Source organism: Companilactobacillus muriivasis (assembly GCF_036246245.1).
Lineage (GTDB): Bacteria > Bacillota > Bacilli > Lactobacillales > Lactobacillaceae > Companilactobacillus > Companilactobacillus muriivasis.
In genome coordinates this window covers 111634-131713 of record NZ_BTTQ01000002.1, presented here as the reverse complement: position 1 = coordinate 131713, position 20080 = coordinate 111634, and the positions used below count along the sequence as shown (strand labels likewise).

General features: G+C 34.8%; 22 protein-coding genes and 1 tRNA gene. 14 read left to right on the top strand and 9 right to left on the bottom strand.

The features are described 5' to 3' along the window. Positions 1 to 60 precede the first annotated feature (60 nt). Together AAA923_RS03475 and AAA923_RS03470 are read right to left on the bottom strand one after the other, a co-directional pair. Positions 61 to 1938: an ABC transporter ATP-binding protein gene (locus AAA923_RS03475; RefSeq protein WP_338214574.1), complete on the bottom strand. Its 1878-nt coding sequence runs from the start codon at positions 1936 to 1938 to the stop codon at positions 61 to 63. Beyond that, positions 1938 to 3659 (bottom strand): ABC transporter ATP-binding protein, encoded by a 1722-nt coding sequence (locus AAA923_RS03470; RefSeq protein ID WP_338214572.1) that lies wholly within the window; start codon positions 3657 to 3659, stop codon positions 1938 to 1940. The genes AAA923_RS03475 and AAA923_RS03470 overlap by 1 nt, the downstream gene beginning before the upstream one ends. Positions 3660 to 3755: 96 nt before the next feature. Here AAA923_RS03470 and AAA923_RS03465 point away from each other — a divergent pair, with 96 nt between their 5' ends. Beyond that, positions 3756 to 4454 carry a CPBP family intramembrane glutamic endopeptidase gene (locus AAA923_RS03465; RefSeq protein ID WP_338214570.1) on the top strand — a complete coding sequence of 233 codons (699 nt, stop codon included), beginning with the start codon at positions 3756 to 3758 and terminating at the stop codon, positions 4452 to 4454. Then, complete coding sequence (locus tag AAA923_RS03460) at positions 4451 to 4672, top strand: hypothetical protein (RefSeq protein WP_338214569.1); 222 nt, start codon at positions 4451 to 4453, stop codon at positions 4670 to 4672. The genes AAA923_RS03465 and AAA923_RS03460 overlap by 4 nt, the downstream gene beginning before the upstream one ends. Before the next feature lie 207 nt (positions 4673 to 4879). Here the strand turns inward: AAA923_RS03460 and AAA923_RS03455 are convergent, their stop codons facing one another. Both AAA923_RS03455 and AAA923_RS03450 read right to left on the bottom strand, forming a co-directional pair. Then, positions 4880 to 6043, bottom strand: a complete 1164-nt coding sequence (locus tag AAA923_RS03455; RefSeq protein ID WP_338214568.1) for a tyrosine-type recombinase/integrase — start codon at positions 6041 to 6043, stop codon at positions 4880 to 4882. Positions 6044 to 6092: 49 nt separating this feature from the next. After that, positions 6093 to 6830 carry a helix-turn-helix domain-containing protein gene (locus AAA923_RS03450; protein WP_338214566.1) on the bottom strand — a complete coding sequence of 246 codons (738 nt, stop codon included), beginning with the start codon at positions 6828 to 6830 and terminating at the stop codon, positions 6093 to 6095. A 144-nt stretch (positions 6831 to 6974) separates the two neighbouring features. Here AAA923_RS03450 and AAA923_RS03445 point away from each other — a divergent pair, with 144 nt between their 5' ends. The 10 genes from AAA923_RS03445 to AAA923_RS03400 all read left to right on the top strand — a co-directional run bounded on the left by AAA923_RS03445 (position 6975) and on the right by AAA923_RS03400 (position 11899). Further along, positions 6975 to 7193 carry a helix-turn-helix domain-containing protein gene (locus AAA923_RS03445; protein WP_025084962.1) on the top strand — a complete coding sequence of 73 codons (219 nt, stop codon included), beginning with the start codon at positions 6975 to 6977 and terminating at the stop codon, positions 7191 to 7193. A gap of 2 nt (positions 7194 to 7195) precedes the next feature. Continuing rightward, positions 7196 to 7459: a helix-turn-helix domain-containing protein gene (locus AAA923_RS03440; protein WP_338214562.1), complete on the top strand. Its 264-nt coding sequence runs from the start codon at positions 7196 to 7198 to the stop codon at positions 7457 to 7459. A gap of 59 nt (positions 7460 to 7518) precedes the next feature. Continuing rightward, on the top strand, positions 7519 to 7749 hold the full coding sequence (locus tag AAA923_RS03435; protein WP_125763577.1) for a hypothetical protein: 231 nt from the start codon (positions 7519 to 7521) through the stop codon (positions 7747 to 7749). Positions 7750 to 7868: 119 nt separating this feature from the next. After that, positions 7869 to 8114, top strand: coding sequence for a hypothetical protein (locus tag AAA923_RS03430; protein ID WP_338214558.1), 246 nt, complete (start codon positions 7869 to 7871; stop codon positions 8112 to 8114). Next, entirely contained in the window at positions 8107 to 8376 is a 270-nt protein-coding gene (locus tag AAA923_RS03425) for a hypothetical protein (RefSeq protein WP_338214556.1), read from the top strand. Before AAA923_RS03430 ends, AAA923_RS03425 begins: the two co-directional genes overlap by 8 nt. Beyond that, positions 8369 to 9145: a bifunctional DNA primase/polymerase gene (locus tag AAA923_RS03420; RefSeq protein ID WP_034543988.1), complete on the top strand. Its 777-nt coding sequence runs from the start codon at positions 8369 to 8371 to the stop codon at positions 9143 to 9145. Before AAA923_RS03425 ends, AAA923_RS03420 begins: the two co-directional genes overlap by 8 nt. Further along, positions 9142 to 10746, top strand: coding sequence for a DNA primase family protein (locus AAA923_RS03415; RefSeq protein ID WP_056955837.1), 1605 nt, complete (start codon positions 9142 to 9144; stop codon positions 10744 to 10746). The genes AAA923_RS03420 and AAA923_RS03415 overlap by 4 nt, the downstream gene beginning before the upstream one ends. A 311-nt stretch (positions 10747 to 11057) precedes the next feature. Continuing rightward, positions 11058 to 11471 (top strand): hypothetical protein, encoded by a 414-nt coding sequence (locus AAA923_RS03410; protein WP_025084955.1) that lies wholly within the window; start codon positions 11058 to 11060, stop codon positions 11469 to 11471. A gap of 18 nt (positions 11472 to 11489) precedes the next feature. Continuing rightward, the gene (locus tag AAA923_RS03405) at positions 11490 to 11708 is read left to right on the top strand and encodes a hypothetical protein (protein WP_338214550.1); all 219 of its coding nucleotides are present in this window, start codon (positions 11490 to 11492) and stop codon (positions 11706 to 11708) included. A 68-nt stretch (positions 11709 to 11776) separates the two neighbouring features. Further along, positions 11777 to 11899 carry a hypothetical protein gene (locus AAA923_RS03400; RefSeq protein ID WP_338214549.1) on the top strand — a complete coding sequence of 41 codons (123 nt, stop codon included), beginning with the start codon at positions 11777 to 11779 and terminating at the stop codon, positions 11897 to 11899. A gap of 353 nt (positions 11900 to 12252) precedes the next feature. On the opposite strand, the gene AAA923_RS03395 is transcribed toward AAA923_RS03400, so the two are convergent. Together AAA923_RS03395 and AAA923_RS03390 are read right to left on the bottom strand one after the other, a co-directional pair. Next, entirely contained in the window at positions 12253 to 15054 is a 2802-nt protein-coding gene (locus AAA923_RS03395; RefSeq protein ID WP_338214548.1) for a DNA methyltransferase, read from the bottom strand. Positions 15055 to 15379: 325 nt separating this feature from the next. Then, positions 15380 to 15976, bottom strand: a complete 597-nt coding sequence (locus AAA923_RS03390; RefSeq protein WP_338214547.1) for a PrsW family glutamic-type intramembrane protease — start codon at positions 15974 to 15976, stop codon at positions 15380 to 15382. On the opposite strand from AAA923_RS03390, the gene AAA923_RS03385 reads away from it, so the two are divergent. Beyond that, positions 15958 to 16437: an ArpU family phage packaging/lysis transcriptional regulator gene (locus AAA923_RS03385; protein ID WP_338214546.1), complete on the top strand. Its 480-nt coding sequence runs from the start codon at positions 15958 to 15960 to the stop codon at positions 16435 to 16437. The two genes, AAA923_RS03390 and AAA923_RS03385, sit on opposite strands and share 19 nt — an antisense overlap. Positions 16438 to 17297: 860 nt before the next feature. Here AAA923_RS03385 and AAA923_RS03380 read toward each other — a convergent pair. The 3 genes from AAA923_RS03380 to AAA923_RS03370 form a co-directional block, all read right to left on the bottom strand. Next, a tRNA-Glu gene (locus AAA923_RS03380) sits at positions 17298 to 17370 on the bottom strand. Positions 17371 to 17610: 240 nt separating this feature from the next. Then, entirely contained in the window at positions 17611 to 17865 is a 255-nt protein-coding gene (locus tag AAA923_RS03375) for a hypothetical protein (protein ID WP_338214545.1), read from the bottom strand. A gap of 60 nt (positions 17866 to 17925) precedes the next feature. Further along, a complete protein-coding gene (locus tag AAA923_RS03370) occupies positions 17926 to 19350 on the bottom strand; it encodes an MDR family MFS transporter (RefSeq protein WP_338214544.1) in 1425 nt (474 codons plus the stop codon). A gap of 118 nt (positions 19351 to 19468) precedes the next feature. Here AAA923_RS03370 and AAA923_RS03365 point away from each other — a divergent pair, with 118 nt between their 5' ends. Beyond that, positions 19469 to 20068, top strand: a complete 600-nt coding sequence (locus AAA923_RS03365) for a TetR/AcrR family transcriptional regulator (protein WP_338214543.1) — start codon at positions 19469 to 19471, stop codon at positions 20066 to 20068. Positions 20069 to 20080: the final 12 nt, after the last annotated feature.

Sequence of the window (20080 nt, the reverse complement as noted above, 5' to 3'; positions counted from 1 at the left end):
TGGAGACGGCCCAATAAAAAAAGCTGAAACGCCTCACGGCATTCCAACTTATATAATTTTTTATAGTGCGACATTTCCAGCAAATTGAGAATTGTAAAGATCGGCATAGAAACCATTCTTTGCCATCAATTCATCATGATTACCAGTTTCAACGATTGAACCATGGTTCATTACGATAATCTTGTCAGCATCTTGAATAGTTGAAAGTCTGTGAGCAACCACGAAACTTGTTCTGTTCTTCAAGAGACGTTCCATCACATGTTGAATGTGCAATTCAGTTCTTGTATCAACTGAAGAAGTAGCTTCATCCAAAATTAGAATTTCAGGGTCAGCAACAAAGGCACGGGCAATTGTTATCAACTGTCTTTGACCTTGTGAGATGTTAGAAGCTTCTTCGTTCAAGACGGTGTCATAGCCGTTAGGCAATTGACGAACGAAGTTATCCACGTGAGCAGCTTTGGCTGCAGCGATAATATCTTCCTTAGTTGCATCTTCACGACTGTACTTCAAGTTGTCATAAATTGATCCAGTAAAGAGCCATGTATCTTGAAGCACCATTGCATAGTGACTTCTGACTTGTTCACGGCTCATATTACGAATGTCTTTACCATCAAGCTTGATTGAACCGCCATTAACGTCGTAGAAACGTTCTAGCAAGTTGATAATGGTTGTCTTACCAGCACCAGTTGGTCCAACAATCGCTATCATCTCGCCTGGCTTAACATTTAAGTTATAGTCTTCCAATAATGTTGGACGACCTTCATAACCAAACTTAACGTGATCAAGTGTAACCTTGTCACCATTTTCAACATCAGGTACTTCAACCTTTGTGTCATCCATTTCAGGTTCATCCAAAATTTCAAAGACACGTTCGGCAGAAGCAACTGTTGCTTGAATAGTATTAGTCAAGTTAGCCAGTTGGGCAATTGGTTGTGAGAATTGGTTCATGTATTGCAAGAAAGCTTGGATATCACCCAAAGAAATATGACCGTTAGCAACTTGAATACCACCATACATAGCAACGAAAACATAACCTAAGTTATTAACGAAGATCATCAAAGGCATAACGATACCAGAGATCAATTGAGCCTTCCATGAAGCCTTGTATAACTTAGCATTTTCTTTTTCGAAGACATCAATTGATTCTTGTTCGTGGTTAAAACTCTTAACAACAACGTGACCAGAATAATTTTCTTCAACTTGGTTATTCAAAAGACCAAGTGAAGCTTGTTGACGCTTGAAAAACTTTTGTGATTGAGGAGCAATGATACCAACAACAATCAAACTTAGTGGCACAGTTGCTAAAGCAATCAATGTCATTTTCCAACTAATCGTAAGCATCATCCAAATAACACCGACGAAAGTTACGGAACTAGTTACAAATTGTGTCAAACTTTGTTGCAATGTTCCGGCAATATTATCCATATCGTTAATCGCACGCGACATGATATCACCGTTAGAATGTGAATCATAATAACCGATTGGCAATCTTTGCATCTTTGACTTCAAATCTCGTCTTAGTTTGTAAACAGTTCTTTGTGAAATACGAGTCATTAATAATTGTTGAACAAAACTAAACGCTGCGGAAGCAAGATACATCAATATAACGATTAAAATGATATATTCAATTTTATCGAAATTGATTGGTAACCCGTTGATTTTTAAACCAGCTTTTTGTTGGGCAATACCAGTCATCAAACCCTTGTAGATTTCAGTTGTAGCTTCACCCAAAATCTTAGGAGTCTTAATTTGGAAAATAGCTGAAGCAATCGCCAAAACTAGAACAACAATCAAGCCAATTACGTAACTTGACATGTACTTAGCTAAACGACCAGTAGTCTTCCAAAAATTCTTAGGTTTTACAACAACGTTAGGACCGTGACCACCTGGGCCATGTCCGCCAGTTGAAGGTACGGATTGAGGTTTTTTCTCAGCCATTACTTAGCCTCCTTTAATTGAGACTCGATAATTTCTTGATAAGTCTTATTATTTTCTTTTAGTTCTTGGTGAGTACCAAGACCAACCATCTTACCGTCATCTAGGACAACGATTTGGTCAGCATCAGCAACAGTTGAAATACGTTGACCAACGATAACAACAACTGCTTGACTGATTTTTTCATCATTCTTCAAGGCTGTACGCAAGTTAAGGTCAGTCTTGAAATCAAGTGCGGAGAATGAATCATCAAAGACGTAGATTGAGGCATCTTTAACTAACGCTCTAGCAATTGCCAAACGTTGTTTTTGACCACCAGAGAAGTTATCACCAGCTTGTTCAACTTCCCCATCTAATTGACCATCAAGGTCTTTGACGAAATCAGCAGCTTGGGCAATTTCCAATGCGTGCCAAATTTCATCATCAGTCGCATCTTCTTTACCATAAATCATGTTGTCACGAATAGTACCTTTAAATAGAAAGGCCTTTTGTGGCACCATTGAAACTTTACTGTTAATATCTTCAGTACTCAAAGCTTTAATGTCAGTTCCATTGACACTAACAACACCAGTTTCAGCATCGTAGAATCTTGGAATCAAATTGATCAATGAACTCTTACCAGAACCAGTACCACCAATAATGGCTAAAGTTTGACCCTTTGTGACTTTAAAGTTTAAATTGGCTAAAGCTAAATTTTCAGCACCATGATATCTAAAGTTAACGTCATTGAAACTAAGTGAAGCTTCCTCACCAACTTTGGCAGGCTTAGCAACGACATCAATTTTACTTTCTGTTTCGAAAACTTCCTGAATACGAGCAGCTGAAGCTGAAGCACGAGGAACGAAAACGAAAACCATTGAAAGAATCATGAAACTCATCAAAATTTGCATAGCATAAGTCATGAAGGCAATCATATTACCAATTTCCATTGATTGGTTGGCAATATAATGAGCACCTAACCAAGTAATACCAACGTTAGTACCACTCATGACCAACGTTACAACTGGGAACATAACCGCTACGATAGTAAATACTTTAATCGCATTGTTTGTGTAATCAGCATTAGCATCCTTGAAACGGTCTTGTTCAAACTTATCTTGACGGAAAGCTCTGATAACACGCACACCAGTTAAACCTTCACGGAAAACCAAGTTCAAACGGTCAGTCTTTTTCTGCATAGCCTTGAACAAAGGCACAGCAAAATACATTACCAATCCTACGACAACAATCAATACAGGAATTGAAATCAAGAAAATCTTCGTCATTTCTGCATTCTTTTGATAAGCCATAAAACTGGCACCAATCAACATAATTGGAGCCATAATCATCATACGTAACATCATGATCATAACGTTTTGGATTTGAACAACATCATTAGTTGTTCTAGTTGTTAGTGATGAAGTTTCGAATTTATCGAATTCATCGTGTGTAAAGTTTAATATCTTTTTAAATAGATCAGATCTTAACTTACGACCCAAACCCTGTGAGGCTTGTGAAGCCATCAAAACATTACCAAAAGCAGCAACAACAGTTATAAGTGAAACAATAACCATCTTTATCCCGGCACTTACGATATAATTAGTATCACCAGTGATAACACCTTTGTTAACAATGTCAGATGTAATATTAGGAATATATAGCGTCGCAATAACTTGGAAAATCATAAAAATGACCGCACCAAGAACTTGCCAGCTATTAATCCTACCTCTAGCAATCTTAAACATTTATTCACTCCCTTTAAAAATCTATATAGCATTATAGTATTAAAGCACTAATTATCAAAAAATTCTAATAATTATCTCAAATAAGGTGGTATTTTCATGAAGAATACAAAAAATAATTATCATCCAATTAGAGTTGTACTTCACATTATAGTCTTTTTAGGACTATTTTTGCTGGAACAATTACCATTAAGTATCCTAACGCTGACAAAAAAAGACCTCGGCACAAGTTACCCTATATATCAAAAGTACGCACCTTTCGCCACAATTTTGTTATTAATTATTTCGGCGACTATAATTATTCTTGTATTCAAACGAATTCGCAAAGCTCCCACCCAGAAATTTACGAAACAAACATGGATTGTTATTGCTTTTGCCACAGTCTTAACTTTATTGATCAACGTTGCCACCGTGCCATTTATGCGTAGCAGTAATGATAACGTCGAGGCTTTAAAATTAGTTGCTAATAATAGTATAGCTATTTTAATAATCTTTACTATTTTTGTGGCCCCAATTTTAGAAGAAATTATTTTTCGTGGTATTTTCATGAACTGGTTCTTTGTAGACAAGCCATTTCTATCCATTCTTATCAGTGGTGTATTGTTTGGATATGTTCATGCACCCTTTTCAGCGGATACCGATTGGATCTACGCATTGTCAAAAATTTTGTTGGGAATCGTTTTAGCGGGCGTATATTATAGAACAAAAAATATCAAAGCCGATATTACCGTCCACTTTTTGAATAACTTTTTAGCCATTTTGAGTGGTGCCATTACGACAGGAGTAATTTTATTGTGAGAAATAATCAAAAGAAATTTAATGAAGTTTATCAAGATTTATTACGTCGAATCGTGATGTTTGGCGTGTTATCAATGTTATTGATTGCTAGTGCTCGTGTAACTGGTTGGATAATTATGGAGTACGCTGGATTCGCCAGTGCCATCTATACGATTGTTTTGATTGGCATGTTGATTTACGTGTTGATTATCAAAACTAAGGACGCTAAAAATAAATAACTTTTTAATTACCGGATCCAATGAAGCAATATAAGACAAAAAAAGCTGTCATATCAGGCTTTTTCAACCGATATGACAGCAACTTTAGTACTAATTATCACCCGTATGGGAATCGAACCCAATTTTTATGGAATGCCCTTAAATTAACGTTTACAGTGCTTTGATAAGCTGTATTTTTAAATTGACTAGGATAATGACTAGGAGTGACTAGAAATCTAGGTAATTTACTAACTTTTTAGATGCTTCTTTATTTTGAGATTGAGTTACATGTGTGTAAATATTCAACGTGGTTTGAGCGTCCTCATGTCCCAATAATTCTTGTGCTTCTTTAATAGTTGCACCAGCGGAAAATAATGCACTGGCGTACGTGTGTCTAAATCCATGGATGGTTATCTTAGGTAACTTACAATCATCTCTATTTAAAATGGCATACAACCATTTACGGGGTGTGTTAAGAGATCTAAAGGTATTCTTATTAGTAGCAAAAAGTAATTGTTCATTGCTATTTGTATTAACTCCTAACATTAAATATTCTTTCCGTTGCTGTATGTGCCAAAGTTTTAAATATTTCATGGTAGTATTGTCTAAAGGAATGATTCTAGTGCCTTTTTTAGTTTTAGTATTATTAATTTGTAGTTTACCTTTAATACCTTGAGCAAGAGTTTTATTGATGCTTAGGGTATTTTTTTGTGTATTAACATCATCCCATGTCAATGCTAAACACTCGCCACGTCGAATACCACTAAAAGCTAGAACACGGAAAAGAATATATTTTTCTAAGTTTTTTTGTGGATCAATAAAGGAAAAGAATGTTTTTAGTTGCTCTCTAGTCCAAAAATTAGGTGCCTTGTCCTCGTATTCCTTATTCTTAGGGATGATAACACGGGTGGCGGGATTATCGCTTATATAGCCTTGCTTAATAGCATACTTAAATATTGCATTGGTGTAATTGAACCACGGCTTATAGTTATAGGTGGTTTCTTTAAACCAGCCATTCACAGCACGCTGTATTTGTACCGTTTTAATAGTCCTAATACGATACTTACCCAACTTAGGTAAAATACGATTCTCAAACATCCTTTGTCGCTTATACCACGTTGATTCACGTACTGTATTGATGTAGCTAGAGAACCATTCTTTATACACTTGCTTGAAAGTTATATTCTCATTGGGATTTTTTTGCTCAATCATCCCTTGAGTGGTTAAGTATTCTAACCGTTTTAATTCCATGGTTGCTTCTTTAATTGTCCTGAAACCCCGACGGGTGGTCATACGTTGTTTACCAGTTTGTTCATTGATCCCTGTATATATTTGAAACTTATAGGCGGTTGCACCGTTTTTTTTTGTATACTTTTTAACTCGTTTATCCATTATAGGTTTACTCCTAAACGCTATCGGGGCAATTTAGTTTCAACGTGAGTTAATTAAGCCACTTGTGGCTAATCATAGTCACATTAGGCAATTCCAATGATTCCAGTGCATAAAAGCTAGGCCATACATATATATACGTTAGTATTCCAGCTTTTATCTTTCCTTTTTTATCTTTCCATGGAAAATCATTATAATAATTTGTTTGAAATTCCTTGAATATTTTCTCACTTAGTTCTTTACAAAATTGAAGTAAAACCAGTTCGGTATCTGATACATCCATGATAGGAACAGTCATTTTATTATTAATTAAATCACGTCTAAATTGATTCTCGCCATTCTTTAATGCTTTTCCTGTAATTGTACCTAAAAAATAGTTAGAAACTACATCAATCATTTTTAAAACATTAATTGTATTATCTGTCGATTTTAGGTTTAAAAAATTTATTTTAATAATATCATTTTCAAATATGAATGGAGCAAGTACTTTAAACGATCCATTCGTTTCATCTTCTTTATATGAAAATTCAAAAGAAATATTTTTTTTCTTAAAATCAACTTTAAATTGTTTTACATCATAGCTGTACTTACTGATTTTTTCCATTAGATCAGTAATATTATCAAGTGAGAAAAAATCCATTATTTTTGAAATGGTTTCCATTCTAACCATCTTACTATCGCCATTAGCTAATTGTGTTAATGATGTTCTACTTATTCCTGTTTCATCTGATAACTCATTAATTGACACATTATTTTTTTCCAATAGTTCTTTCAGTTTTATAACTATCATAGTTTTCCTCACATTAGTACATTCCATTGAACAAGAATAGTATACAACACTTGCAGTGTATTTGACAAACCATAATCAATAGTATAAGCTACATTTAAACATTACAACTGATGTAGTGTTTACTATACAAAAAAGGAGAATACTATGAAAAATAATCTTTCAATGATTCTAGGTTCACGTCTTATTAGTATTTCAGATGTATCTGATAATACTGGCCTAAGTAGAACAACAGTCACAGACATTTACTATAAGCGTGCTAATGATTTTAAATTATCAACCCTAGAAAAGATTTGTGACTTTTTACAAATCACATTATCTGAACTAGTCGAATATGAACCACAAAAAAATAAGGAGGACAAATAGAAATGGAGATCACACTATCACAGGAACAACGTACATCCCTAGGGGATGATATTTACAAGCTGGTTATTAACTCTATTGATAAGGCTCGTAAAGATGCAAGCATAGACAGTAAGGACTTCTTTCGTAAAAAAGAAGCATGTAAATATCTAAACGTATCAAATAACACTTTTGATCACTTCATAGAAAGTGGGCTACCTTATCATGTCGTACGTGGCATTACTATTTATAGCAAAAAAGAATTAAGTCAATTTGTATTAGAACACTAAAAAATAATTAGCTATCGGGGCGTTATTAGCAATACATGGATTTAATAGGAGGTAATGAAATGGAACAAGAGAACCAACTAGATAAAGAATTAATGGAGTTACTGGATGATATGCAAACATATCTCACGGTAATAGGCAATGATGATTATGTAATTGAAAATGGTATCTCATACGGTGCTACTGAATTGGCTATTAAAATGGCTAAGGATTCTTTACGAGTAGCTGAAATATTGCATATCTATGATGTAGAGACGGCAAAACATCCATATAATCCAGAGTTGGACAAATAAGCATGAATATAAAAAAGGGTAAAAAAATAGATTGCTTGCACCGACCAAAGTTAAGCAATCCCGAAAATTTATTAACATTTTACCCTTTAATTATACATTGAGGGAGATTTACAAACAACATGAACGAACAAATACAAGAAATACTTGAAAGCAATTTAAAGAACAAACAACTAATTGATTTACTAGCATCAAGTGTAAATGCAGAAGTTTACATAGCTCAAAGTGACAAAACAATGGCTAGTTATGGACTATTTAATTTAGGTGGTCTATCCGCCATCAGTGATAATTTATCAAATTTATCAAAGTCATTGAATGATGTGGATGCCAAGCTATCCGATATATTGGAGGTTTTAGACAATGGCTAACTCTATTGATCCATTTGACGTAGAAGAAATCGCCAACCAATTGAATAACGACAAGATGTTATTAGAAATTTTAAGAGATGAAATACAAGTATTAGATGAACAGAGAGCCAGTAACACATATACCGCTAACGAGATTACTAACGAGTTAGAACGTGTTACACCTCGTGTACTAGCCTTGTGCGACATTCTATTGAATGAAACTAACAGCCAACTAATGAAGTTAGTAAATGATGTAATCCATGGGGATGATAAGAATGACTAAAAATCTATCCGAGTACGCTAAACATTATGCTAAAAAAGGTTTTTACGTTTTACCACTTTCACAGGATAAGACGCCACTTATTAAGTTTGCTAACCATCCCGCATTAACAGAAGACGAAATAGAAAATGTTTGGAACAAATATCCTTATGCTCAAATTGGTTTAAGAACCGTGCAATTTTTTGTCGTTGATATTGATAATGAAATTGGACATGGAACGGATGGTTTTAAGTCAATTAAAGGAATAGATCTAAATGAAACATTGTCACAGACCACTGCTAGTGGTGGCAAACAGTATTTTTATAAGAAACCTAAAGATATTAGCCTAAGTCAAAATATTGGGATATTGGATGGAGTGGATATAAAAGCCCACATCAATAACTATGTGATGGTAGCGCCTAGTGAAAGAAAAGACGTGGCATATAAATGGGATAACCATTTACCAATGAATGAACCAAGCAAAGATATTATCAATTTGATTAAGCAATCTAAGCCGACTAAAAAAGGTATAACTCTTAATTTTAATGGGGGTATAAGAATAAAGAAATACACAGGCAAGTTGATAGATGAAATGGTTACAGGCACATCCACAGGAACACGTAACGACTGGTTAACTAGAATGACAGCCAAGTTACTTTTTAGTGGTGCAGAACTTGAAAATATCTATTATATGCTGTTGGTAATTAACAGCAATTTTATAGATGAACCACTTGAAGAAAGTGAGGTAAATAAGATTTTTAACAGTATGGTAAACAAGGACGGTGGACAATGAAAGAATTACCCAAAGAAATAAAAGAAACAATTGATAATAGTAAAACAGAGATTGTGACTAGTCCACCTGAGTTAGTGCCTTATGATATTAGTTTTACACCCTACCCGTCTGAAGAAGTGGCAAGTGATCCCGATACATTGAGAGCCTATAACGAACAAGCTAATGAGAGAACACCTAAATGGCTAGATTTATGGTTTGTGTATAAAAAACCCACTAGGAATAAATTAGGCGGTAGTATTACTTTAAATCATGATGTGGATGACGTTACTTATGGTGATGCATTCCTTAGAACCAATATTATGAAACGATCTAAAGGAATGATGGAGGGTTTTAATTACCTACCTAATAAAGGCATTTGGAACATATATGGTAAGGGCGAATCACAAGCAACTATTGAAAGCATATTAACAAGAGATTTACGTGCATGGGGTGTTTATGAAAATAACACGGTTAACAGGGTTAGACTTTATATTTTACGAATGATGTTTGATAGGTCACTCGGAAATAAATCACCTTTCGATACAGCTCGTCCCGAATTAGTTGCCTTTAAAAATGGAACTTATAACATTTTGACTGATGAGTTACAGCCCCACAATCCTAATAATTATTTGCTAACGTACCACAACTATAATATCAATCCAGATATAAATGAATGTCCCGCCACTGATCATCTTATGAAAAAGATGTTTGGTGATGCATCCATTACTTTGAAAGAATATATAGGCTATATGTTTTATCACTCATATTCAAAATTCAATAAGGCGGTATTTTTACATGGAACAGGTGGCAATGGTAAAAGCACATTTATTAACCACGTTTTAAAGAATGTAATTGGTGATGATAATAATTCAGCTATTCCACCCGATCAAATGGGAGGTAAGCAAAACAGATTTAATACAGCGGAATTGTTTAGAAAAGAAGTAAATATGGTTGCTGATATTGATGATGAATATATTGAAAATACCGCTATTTTAAAGAATTTAACTGGTGGTGATTCAATTAATGCAGAATTTAAGGGCATAACAGGTTTTCATTTTAGAAACTATGCAAAACTTCTTTTTTCGGCTAACAGCTTACCAAAGTTTAAGGATGATACAGATGGTTTTGCCAGCAGATTAATTACTATTGATACGATCAGTCCTAATACTAGAAATGAACCTAATGGACATCCCGAGTGGTGGAATGATATAGACATGAACAAAATCAAAAAAGAAGCTCCTATTTTTGCAGTTAATTGTATGCAACTATTTAGCAAAGTAATAAAGAGAAATGCTTTTACCATTCCTAGAAGTGTACAAATTAGTACGAATAAATGGAAAGATGATAATGATAAATTTAAACAATTTATAAGTGATTGCTTTGAATTTACTAATGATGATACTAATGGAGAAAAGGCTGTTTATATTCATGATGCTTGGGTTAAATACGCAAGGGGCAACGGTTATTCAGATAAAATGAGTATTTCAACAATAGCTAATAAATTGGAAAAGTATGGAATTTATAAAAAGAAAAGTCGTAATGGTAATGGTATATCAGATACCGCTAATCCTGTTTCTAGGTTTATGGGTATACGAGTTATTACTGATAACGGTTATGATTAATTACAAACTGGAACATTGGAACAAAACTGGAACACGTTTAAACGCTGTAAATACAGCCTTTATAGCCAGTTTGTTCCATGTTCCACTCTTTTTTAACTTTATTTTATAAAATAAAAAAATAAAGAGTAGTAGTACGTATAGTGGTAAAACACAGAAATTATACAGAAAGAATTTTTCACGTAAATAACTGGAACATGGAACATATTATTCCATAACCCTTGATAGAGTAAGACGGTGGCTTGTTCCATCTTTGTTCTATTGTTCCACTTGTTCCAGTAAATGGAACAAATTAATTAGAAAGGAACACACTCATGGATCTATTAACTGATTTTTACCCGCTTTACAATTACATAAAGAAGCATCATAAATTACTTGATCCATCACGCTTTAAATGTGAACCAATGAATTGGTACGATAATCCACGTATGTTTTTAGAATTAAAACCATTAGAACAAACAATACTAATAGCATGGATATTTAATACATTAGTTCCAAGTAAAGGGATTAATGATAGAGCTGATTCATATCAATTAAAACACCGATTCAGTAAATCCCTGTTAGGGTTCTATATTTCTAATGGACAATTTAAGGGAGCAATGATTATAGCTGGATATAATTCCAAGGATATGAATAATCAAAATTGGCATTTTAATATAAGACAATCAAGTATAACTAATTTGCGTAAAACTAATTCAAATGTTATTTCAAGTAAGATTAAGTCTTAATTAATGGAGATGTAAACAATGACAGATAAAACTAAACAGATGTATCAAATTAAGATCGTAACCGCTTATGATATTGCTGGTGGTTATATTGCAGACAATGCCGAACGTGCTAAGCGTACACAAGATTACATCAATGATGTATGTAGTGTATTAAGTGACAATGATTGTACAATACTATCAATTGAGAACGCACATAGTTTCCCCATTGTTATTAAGTACACGCAACCTATTGAATAGAACTACTAAGGGATGTCATGAGTGGCATCCCTTTATTATTCACACAAATATAACAATGAGGTGTATCAATGACACGAGATTACAACGAAATAATAGACTGGATGCAGTTAATTAATAAAGCCAACACACAATTATTACACTATCGAGATATGACTATCAAAGCTAATGAATTAGCTACTATTCGAGGATGATTATATTGTAATTAACAATCAGCGTTACTACCTCAATAAATACAACTCCATCAAAGCAACAGATAAAATTCAGCAACGAGTTGCCATTGTTGACTTAAAAGAAATTGCTAAATCAAAGCATTACAAGTATGACACGAAATTTGATCACAAGTATACTGCTAAGTTTGCTAGTTTTAATGAACTAGAACAGCTTGCCAAGCAACAATGGCTGGTGAATGGTGCTCCATACATTAAACAGGTTGCCTTGTATAACGACAAGGAAAAACGTTGCCGATACTATTATGAGCCATCTTGTGATCGTCGTGTATCGATCGCATAACAAAAACGCCCGGCAATGCCGGGTTTGTTTTAACTCATTTTGACATCATCTTGTAGTATCTGGTGAACAAGTTCTTAATTATATCGTGTTCCGTTGTTGAAGGCTTCAACCCATACAACTTTAAAATAACTTTATCATTTTTGTTGTGAGCTTTTCGTAGTTCAATAGGCATTGTTAATGGATTGTACAAATCTGCTAATGATGAATTGGGGTATAATTTTCGAGCATCAATTATTTCTTTAGCAGTGGACTCTACCTTGTGCCGTTGCTCATCAGTTATGTTGTCTGGCCACGGCAGATTGCTATATATAGATGATGAATAACGATAATCACTTTTTAGTCTACCACACACAGTTCTCATCCAGCTATTATGAACCGATGAGTTCAATAATCCAAATATAAATAAGTCGGCATTCGGTAAAACAAGAAGTGCATCACTGGCAATAACACTACTGTCCTCATATCCTATCGGTATGTATTCTCGTTTACCTGATGAAACACGTGGTATTGCTAAGTATTTTGTATTAGGCTGTCGGATTTGAGTGAACAACGCTGGCGTTTGTGCTTGTTCGCGAACGGAGTTTGTTTTACTTGCAAGTCTCATTTCTCTAACTTTCTCTAATCTATCTGCTATGAACCTGTTTCTGGAATACATACTAGGATCAACTCCGTATAGCCACAAGCAATATCTCTTCTTATTGTTTAGAAATTCAGAGCTCCCCATAAACCTATGAACCAAACTAGCTTTATCAGGATAGGACTCTATAAACTCTTGAGCTTCACTTTCTGTTAGTAATAAATTTCCGCTATCAGTTGGTTGACTGCCTTTTGTCACCTTGTGATCCTTATACAATCCCGCTCCACGTGATTTTACATATATATCTGGTGACGCAATTAAATAACCATTTATATGAGACACATTTGAAACATTGCCATTTTCGTCAAATAAATATTTATTATCGTCAATGTGATGTGTTGAAAATCCAACAATGACACAATGGACTTTAGCTTCATTTTTAGCTTCGTTAGTCCAAACAAAAGTCCTATATGCAAATTGTATTTCTACATTATATTTATCTGTTAAATATTTCCATAGCATAGACACCGGTTCACCTTGGCAGATAGAATTAGTTGAGACAAGTGCAGATTTAATAGTAGTACCTTGCATATACTTAGCAGATTTAGCATACCAAGATGCAACATAATCCAGTTTCCCATGCTTCTTCAAATCACTGAAAACTAGCTTCATGTCATTCACTTGGCTTTCTGTCCTCCATTGGTGTCCAATGAACGGTGGATTACCGATTATGTAATCTAAATTGTAAGGTTTAACAATGTCAGTCCAATCCATCATGAGAGCGTTGCCTTCATAAATAGAATCATTACTATCCAAAGGTAAGAAGTCTTTGTTTGCAAATGTAATATCTTTAGTTTGCTCCCACATTTGTGACTCAGCAATCCACATAGCAGTTCTAGCAACTGATACAGCAAAGTCATTAATCTCAATACCGTAAAAATTTTGAATCTTAACTTTCGGATCACTTTCATCAGTTAATGCCAAAGCACCTTGATCACCAACAATTATTCTCAAACATTCATTTTCCATCTTACGTAATGATAAGTATGTTTCGGTTAAAAAGTTACCTGAACCACAAGCCGGATCAAAGAACTTTAACTTACCTAATTTGTCTCTGAATTCCTTGGCACGTGTAACTCGTTGCTTACGATTACCCATGTTTTGAATTTTATCGAATTCCTCGTGCAAATCATTTAGGAATAACGGGTCAATCACTTTATGAATGTTTTCGATACTGGTGTAATGCATCCCACCTGAACGTCTGGTTTTCGGGTTCAATGTTGACTCAAAGACAGCACCAAAAATAGTTGGACTGATACCCGACCAGTCAAACCCTTGTCCAGCGTCTTCCACAATTAATTTTTTCAGTTCATCGGTAAACTGAGGGATGATTAAATTTTCATCAGAAAACATACCACCGTTTACGTAACTAAACTGTTGTAATTCTTCTGACAAAAATGGATCACGCTCATCTTCTTTTTGATCTAAAACTCTGAACAAATCAGATAACGCGCCTCTAATGTCTTGGGGTTCTTTTCGCTCAATGAAATGCTGAAAGATATCCTCTTTACCAAACAAGTTACTATCGTCGGCATACATTAAGAAAACTAACCGAACAATTAGCATGTTAAGACTCTTTTGTATCATAGGGTCGTTACCGTCAATGCCTCTGCCTTTTGAGTAAGCCGTTGTTAATTCGTTGTAAATTTTACCTACCAAATTACCTGCGTCAACTGACAACTGTTTTTCATTAATGACTTGCTGTTGGCTTGCATCAACCATGAATTCTAATGCTTTAATGTTCTTTGGCAAGTCTTCTAGCATTATCACTTTTGGCTTATCAAGCGGACGCTCCATGTCGTGAATATCAATCTCGTTAAAGTTTGACACGATGATCCATCTTGGCTGTTCACTGTTTGGCAAGAAATTAGCATACCGCTTAGCCTGTTCAAATGGTGTTAAGTCGTCACCTCCTGATTGGTGGATCGGCTTTGACAAGTCTTTAACATTTTTTCCTTTCATTTCTACAATCGTTTTAGTGGAAGGAATGTAACCATCAATTCGTCTAGTTGATACTTTTCCATCTGCTTGTACTTGTACATCTTTTTCATATTCAATGTAGTTTAAATAGTCGTAAACGCCATAAACTCGTTGGAGCAAATCATTCCAAAAACTCTGACGGTCGGCGTCTTCCCTACCTTTCTTGTCACTACTCCATGTCTTAACAAATTCACGTGCGTTTTGCTGTCTAGTCGCCATCTGTAACTCGTCCTTTTCTGTGTTATCCTTTTTATTCTATCATATCAGTTACATTCTCTGCGGGAAGAGCATAAGGATCATAGCCTAATTGAGTCAATTGTCTAACGAGTCCATCACGGTTTGACAATGCATAGACAATACAACTAAATAACCGATAGACGGCTATTTAGTTAACAATTAGGCTAAATTTGAGCAAAATCACAATAAACCCCAAAAGCCCGTATGGGGACTAAATGTCCGTCAGGTGGGTATCTTTTCATGATTTAATAAATGCTGTTTGACAGTGAAAATGACGACCTAAAATAGGTCGTCTTAACATGATTGCTTACGTTTCATCAACGTACTTTTGTTCAATTTTATCATGCTTTAACTCACCAATTTGCCTCAGTCCTGCATGAATTAACACCAAAATAACTATCCACGCAATAGAAATGAGTAATGCATATTTCATAAGGCCAGGTAGCCCCGCACTTCCATCTTTGTTTTCTAAAATTCTAGAATCCAAAATAGTGTGTAAAATAACAGGTATAGCAAAGAAACGTAAGAACTTGATATTCAAAAAATCGCTAAATGTTAACTTTTGACCTTCACACGCAATGATCAGCCCAACAGTTGAAATTGCACACCATTCAGTATGAGTTCCCATAGACGTGACTGTCCTGAATATGTCAGAGCTTAATGGCAGCAAAGCGCCGGTCTCATCATTAACTGTGTAAATGATGTTTTCGATAGCGGCGAAACCGGCACCGACTGCTGAGCCTATTAGAAGACCGTTCAAAATGCCTCTAGCTCGTACCTGATTGACAAAATATGCTGCTATTAAAACTTTAGCTAGCTCTTCAATGAAACCCATTCCAAAAGATGCAATTATGTTTCCAGTTCCACTAGGGATAACAATCGAAAGTGGAACGACTAGCAGCATCGACAACACCCCGCCGAAAAAAGACATTTGTACCGTCTTATAAAATATGTACGAAGGCATTTCATTTACACAAGATTCTTGACGCTACCGATATGACTATCAAAGCTAATGAACTAGCTACTATTCAAGGAATGCATATTGATCTAGCTCATGTATCGAATAGCAGTAATAATAATGGAACAGAGAACAAACTAATTAGATATTTAGAAATCAAAGAACAAATAAATAAGATTGATAAAGCAGTTAAGCCATTGAATGAACGACAAAAGCAAATACTTACATTTACTTACTTTAATGAGTATCGTGCATCCGAGTATATTATTATGGATGTCATGAGCCTTTCAGATCGTGACGATTATATTGACCTATGGGATGATGCTTTACTAGACTTTGCTAATAATTACTATGACAAAGATACTATCGATAGTTGCTACTTTGAGCGAATAAAGTTTGATGATTAGTATTGATCACACAACAAATTAATAATATGTAGTCTATCAGTACCCCCCCCTCTCAACCATTTAATCGATTTCTAGAGAAACCGAACAACGGGGATGAGTGAATACTTAACACATTTATGTATTACGCATGAGGGGGGTAAGAGAGTAAATACTTAATTGTATGCTCTCTATTTCTTTATAGACCCCCGCCTACTGTTTCTAGGGAGACAGCTCGCATAGTGGGCATGAGTTATAAAAAAAGTCCGTAAATTAAATATTTAGCGTCTTTTAACGTATAAGTACCATTACATAAACATCATTAGAATGTATTAATCATTGATACTAAGGCAACTAAGAATTGTATTCATTAATCGATAAGAACTATAAAACCTTATTAAGTTGCTCTAAATTAGTCTATTTTTGTATGATTTAAAATTAATTTTGATAGTTTTATATAATCAATTGAATTAGTAATTCTAATTATATTTAGGACGTTGACACACGCCGTGTATGACTTAGTTCACTTATCATACCAACGATTACACACTATACCCCTTGTATATTAACGGGGCTTAGATTAATAATATTTGATTGAACGTACAACCTATTTTTTATACGCTAAATTCTATTTATTAATTATCCCAACAATCCCGACACCATAAAGGACAATTATTTTTTATTGCTTAATAATTTTAGAATACAAAAAAAGATCGCTAATCTAATGATTAACGATCCATATGCCCCGACAGCAATATTTTTTTGACTAGGCTTTTGACTAGGATTGACTAGGACTTTTATAAAACCCAACAAAATTCATTTTTGTTAAAACGCTGATTTACCAAGGCTTAGAGCTTATATAAAATTGATTGGAAACTCAAAAATCACCCGTATGGGAATCGAACCCATAACTCCACCTTGAGAGGGTGGCGTCTTAAACCATTTGACCAACGGGCAATTAAAACAACACTCATAATTTTAACTGTAAGTAGTGCTTTCTGTCAATATGAATATTACTATTATTTCAATTATTTTTTTACTTAGTTATTTTGTGATTAAGCTAACCATTGGAAAATTAAAAATGAATATTCTATTCCCCATCTTTATCAGAAAAAGGTTATCGAGCAACGAATCCAATCAATTCGTTTACCGATAACCTTTTTTATTTAGAGTTAGATTCCAATAATTATAATTAATTCAGTCAGACTCATTTTTTAACTTTTCATATCCTTTGAGAGATTTGAAAAGATCTTTTCCAACAGCATCGAAGTCAAATTTTATAGCATTTCTTTCATTCAACTTACTGTTAGAATATGGAGACTGAGTGACAATATGAGTTTTAGATACATCATTTTTAGGTTTAATAATTTGGATTGTATCAAAAGTAATATTAGACATACCCTTGTTTATATTTCCAATAATACTATTCAATTCCTTAAAAAGCTTTGTCACACTTGCCACCTCCATCATGAATTATACATTATCCACCATTTATATAAGACAATTAAATCTTTATTTATTCAAATGATGGCTCAAGAACCAAGCTGGAATAACCGCCAAAACTGTCACAACCACAGTAACCATGAAGGCTCCTTGATACGCTGAATTCAAATGCGCTGGTGTGATCATCTGACCATTCAATTGTGTTTGAATCCAAGTTGCCAATAAGGCTGTCCCAAAAGCACCGCCGATATTTTGCAACATTCTTGAAGCTGTCGTTGCTTCGGAAACCAATTCACTAGGTACACCGGAATATGCATCTGACATAATTGGAATCGTCATACCACCCTGAGCAATTCCACGGACGAACAATGTCAATAATATCAACCATGTGGCAGTTTTTTCATCGAAGAATGCGAATGGCAATGTTCCGATAACTGCAATCACAATTGAAGCTAACACGACCCAACGTGCACCAATTTTATCTGTCAATTTACCAATCTGACTTCTGGCAATCAACAATCCTAACCCTTGAGAAATCAAGTAAACACCTGACATCACTACGCTTAATCCACGTATGTTTTGCAAATATAATGGAAGAATAAACATTGCACCATTAACTGTTAAACCTGACATTAGGAGTAAAATTGTTGAAGCTGTAAAACTAGGGAATTTGAATAATTTCAAGCTGACTAAAGCTTTTTTTGGAAATACCAAAGCATAAACGCCATATCCTACTAATAACGCCAAACCTATTAAGATTGGTACAAAAACGTCACTATTAGTGAATTTTCCACTGGCACTTAATTTTGTGACACCTAAAATCAAAGTCGTAAAGGCTCCACCTAGTAACAATAAACTGATCCAATCAAAACTTTTTTTAGAAACTGTAGGTTTAAATTCTGGCATCATAAAGTACAGTAAAATAATTGAACCAATCGCTACCGGAATATTGACATAGAATATCCAGTGCCAATTGAGCGCCTTGACAATGAAGCCACCAATCGTTGGTCCTAAAATCGGTGCTAAAATTGCTGGAAGTCCCACAATAGCCATGATGCTACCAAGCCCCATAGGACCAGCTGCTCTGACTACTAAGGTTGTGATAATCGACATAATCACGCCTGCCCCAGCACCTTGAATAATACGGCCGACTATTAATAAATTAATATCGGTTGAAACTCCAGATACAATCGATCCCAGTAAGAAAACTAATAACGCCGTTATATAAATTTTCTTACCGCTGAAATGATCGACCGCCCATCCAGCAATTGGTACGAAGATTCCAAGTGCTAAAATGTAACTAGTTGTCACCCATTGAACCTGATTGACGGAACTGTTAAGGTTTTTCATAATAGTATTAATCGCAACATTAGTCATGGTCGTATCAAGCATTGGCGCAATTGCTCCAAACACTAGGATAATGGCCACTTTAACAACTGAAGAACGATTGTTGGAAATCGTTTGTGTTTCTTTTTTAATATTTTGAGATTGCATCCTAACCACCTCGGGATTTTCTTTAATAAGCAAATAAGATACTCCGGTTTCTTATTTGCTTGATGAATTGAATAGTATACCTTAGTATCTTAAAACACAAGCAAGGGAGTGAATTATTTTGCCAAATAAAGAATCTGACCATCCTAAACGCCGTCGTGGCGCTGATTTAGAAAATGCCGTTTTGTCTGCTGCTTGGGAACTTTTGCAAGAAGTTGGCTATCATGATTTCACCATGGCAGAAGTTGCCAAACGAGCCAACGCTGCTAAACCAGTTCTCTATCGTCGGTGGCCAGAAAAATCCAGTCTAGCTGCCACTGCTATCCTTACATTTGGCCCCAAGTTGGATGTCACAGTTCCCGACACTGGATCACTACGCCAAGATTTAGTTGATTTTTTTAATCAATTAATCAAAATATTTGATATGTTTGGAACTGATAAATTAAAGGGCTTAGTCAGTGACAGACTAAAGACAATTCCAATGGAAAAACTCTTCTCAGCTCCCAATTCTAAGAACCAATTGCAAGATGCCGTTGAACAAATCTTGAAACAAGCTGAAAAACGTCATGAATTAGTTGTCAAAAACTTATCAACACGAGTTTTAAACTTGCCTAGTGTCCTCTTTATTAACGAAGTTGTTAGTCAAGAAGTGGTAAATCGTGAAGTTATCACTGATATCGTTGACGAAATATTAATGCCGGTTTTCACGGCACAAAAATAACTGCTATTAGCA

Coding starts and splice junctions, on each gene's coding strand:
- AAA923_RS03475 (WP_338214574.1), bottom strand. CDS start 1,938: ATGGCTGAGAAAAAACCTCAATCCGTACCTTCAACTGGCGGACATGGC.
- AAA923_RS03470 (WP_338214572.1), bottom strand. CDS start 3,659: ATGTTTAAGATTGCTAGAGGTAGGATTAATAGCTGGCAAGTTCTTGGT.
- AAA923_RS03465 (WP_338214570.1), top strand. CDS start 3,756: ATGAAGAATACAAAAAATAATTATCATCCAATTAGAGTTGTACTTCAC.
- AAA923_RS03455 (WP_338214568.1), bottom strand. CDS start 6,043: ATGGATAAACGAGTTAAAAAGTATACAAAAAAAAACGGTGCAACCGCC.
- AAA923_RS03450 (WP_338214566.1), bottom strand. CDS start 6,830: ATGATAGTTATAAAACTGAAAGAACTATTGGAAAAAAATAATGTGTCA.
- AAA923_RS03445 (WP_025084962.1), top strand. CDS start 6,975: ATGAAAAATAATCTTTCAATGATTCTAGGTTCACGTCTTATTAGTATT.
- AAA923_RS03440 (WP_338214562.1), top strand. CDS start 7,196: ATGGAGATCACACTATCACAGGAACAACGTACATCCCTAGGGGATGAT.
- AAA923_RS03435 (WP_125763577.1), top strand. CDS start 7,519: ATGGAACAAGAGAACCAACTAGATAAAGAATTAATGGAGTTACTGGAT.
- AAA923_RS03430 (WP_338214558.1), top strand. CDS start 7,869: ATGAACGAACAAATACAAGAAATACTTGAAAGCAATTTAAAGAACAAA.
- AAA923_RS03425 (WP_338214556.1), top strand. CDS start 8,107: ATGGCTAACTCTATTGATCCATTTGACGTAGAAGAAATCGCCAACCAA.
- AAA923_RS03420 (WP_034543988.1), top strand. CDS start 8,369: ATGACTAAAAATCTATCCGAGTACGCTAAACATTATGCTAAAAAAGGT.
- AAA923_RS03415 (WP_056955837.1), top strand. CDS start 9,142: ATGAAAGAATTACCCAAAGAAATAAAAGAAACAATTGATAATAGTAAA.
- AAA923_RS03410 (WP_025084955.1), top strand. CDS start 11,058: ATGGATCTATTAACTGATTTTTACCCGCTTTACAATTACATAAAGAAG.
- AAA923_RS03405 (WP_338214550.1), top strand. CDS start 11,490: ATGACAGATAAAACTAAACAGATGTATCAAATTAAGATCGTAACCGCT.
- AAA923_RS03400 (WP_338214549.1), top strand. CDS start 11,777: ATGACACGAGATTACAACGAAATAATAGACTGGATGCAGTTAATTAAT.
- AAA923_RS03395 (WP_338214548.1), bottom strand. CDS start 15,054: ATGGCGACTAGACAGCAAAACGCACGTGAATTTGTTAAGACATGGAGT.
- AAA923_RS03390 (WP_338214547.1), bottom strand. CDS start 15,976: ATGCTGCTAGTCGTTCCACTTTCGATTGTTATCCCTAGTGGAACTGGA.
- AAA923_RS03370 (WP_338214544.1), bottom strand. CDS start 19,350: ATGCAATCTCAAAATATTAAAAAAGAAACACAAACGATTTCCAACAAT.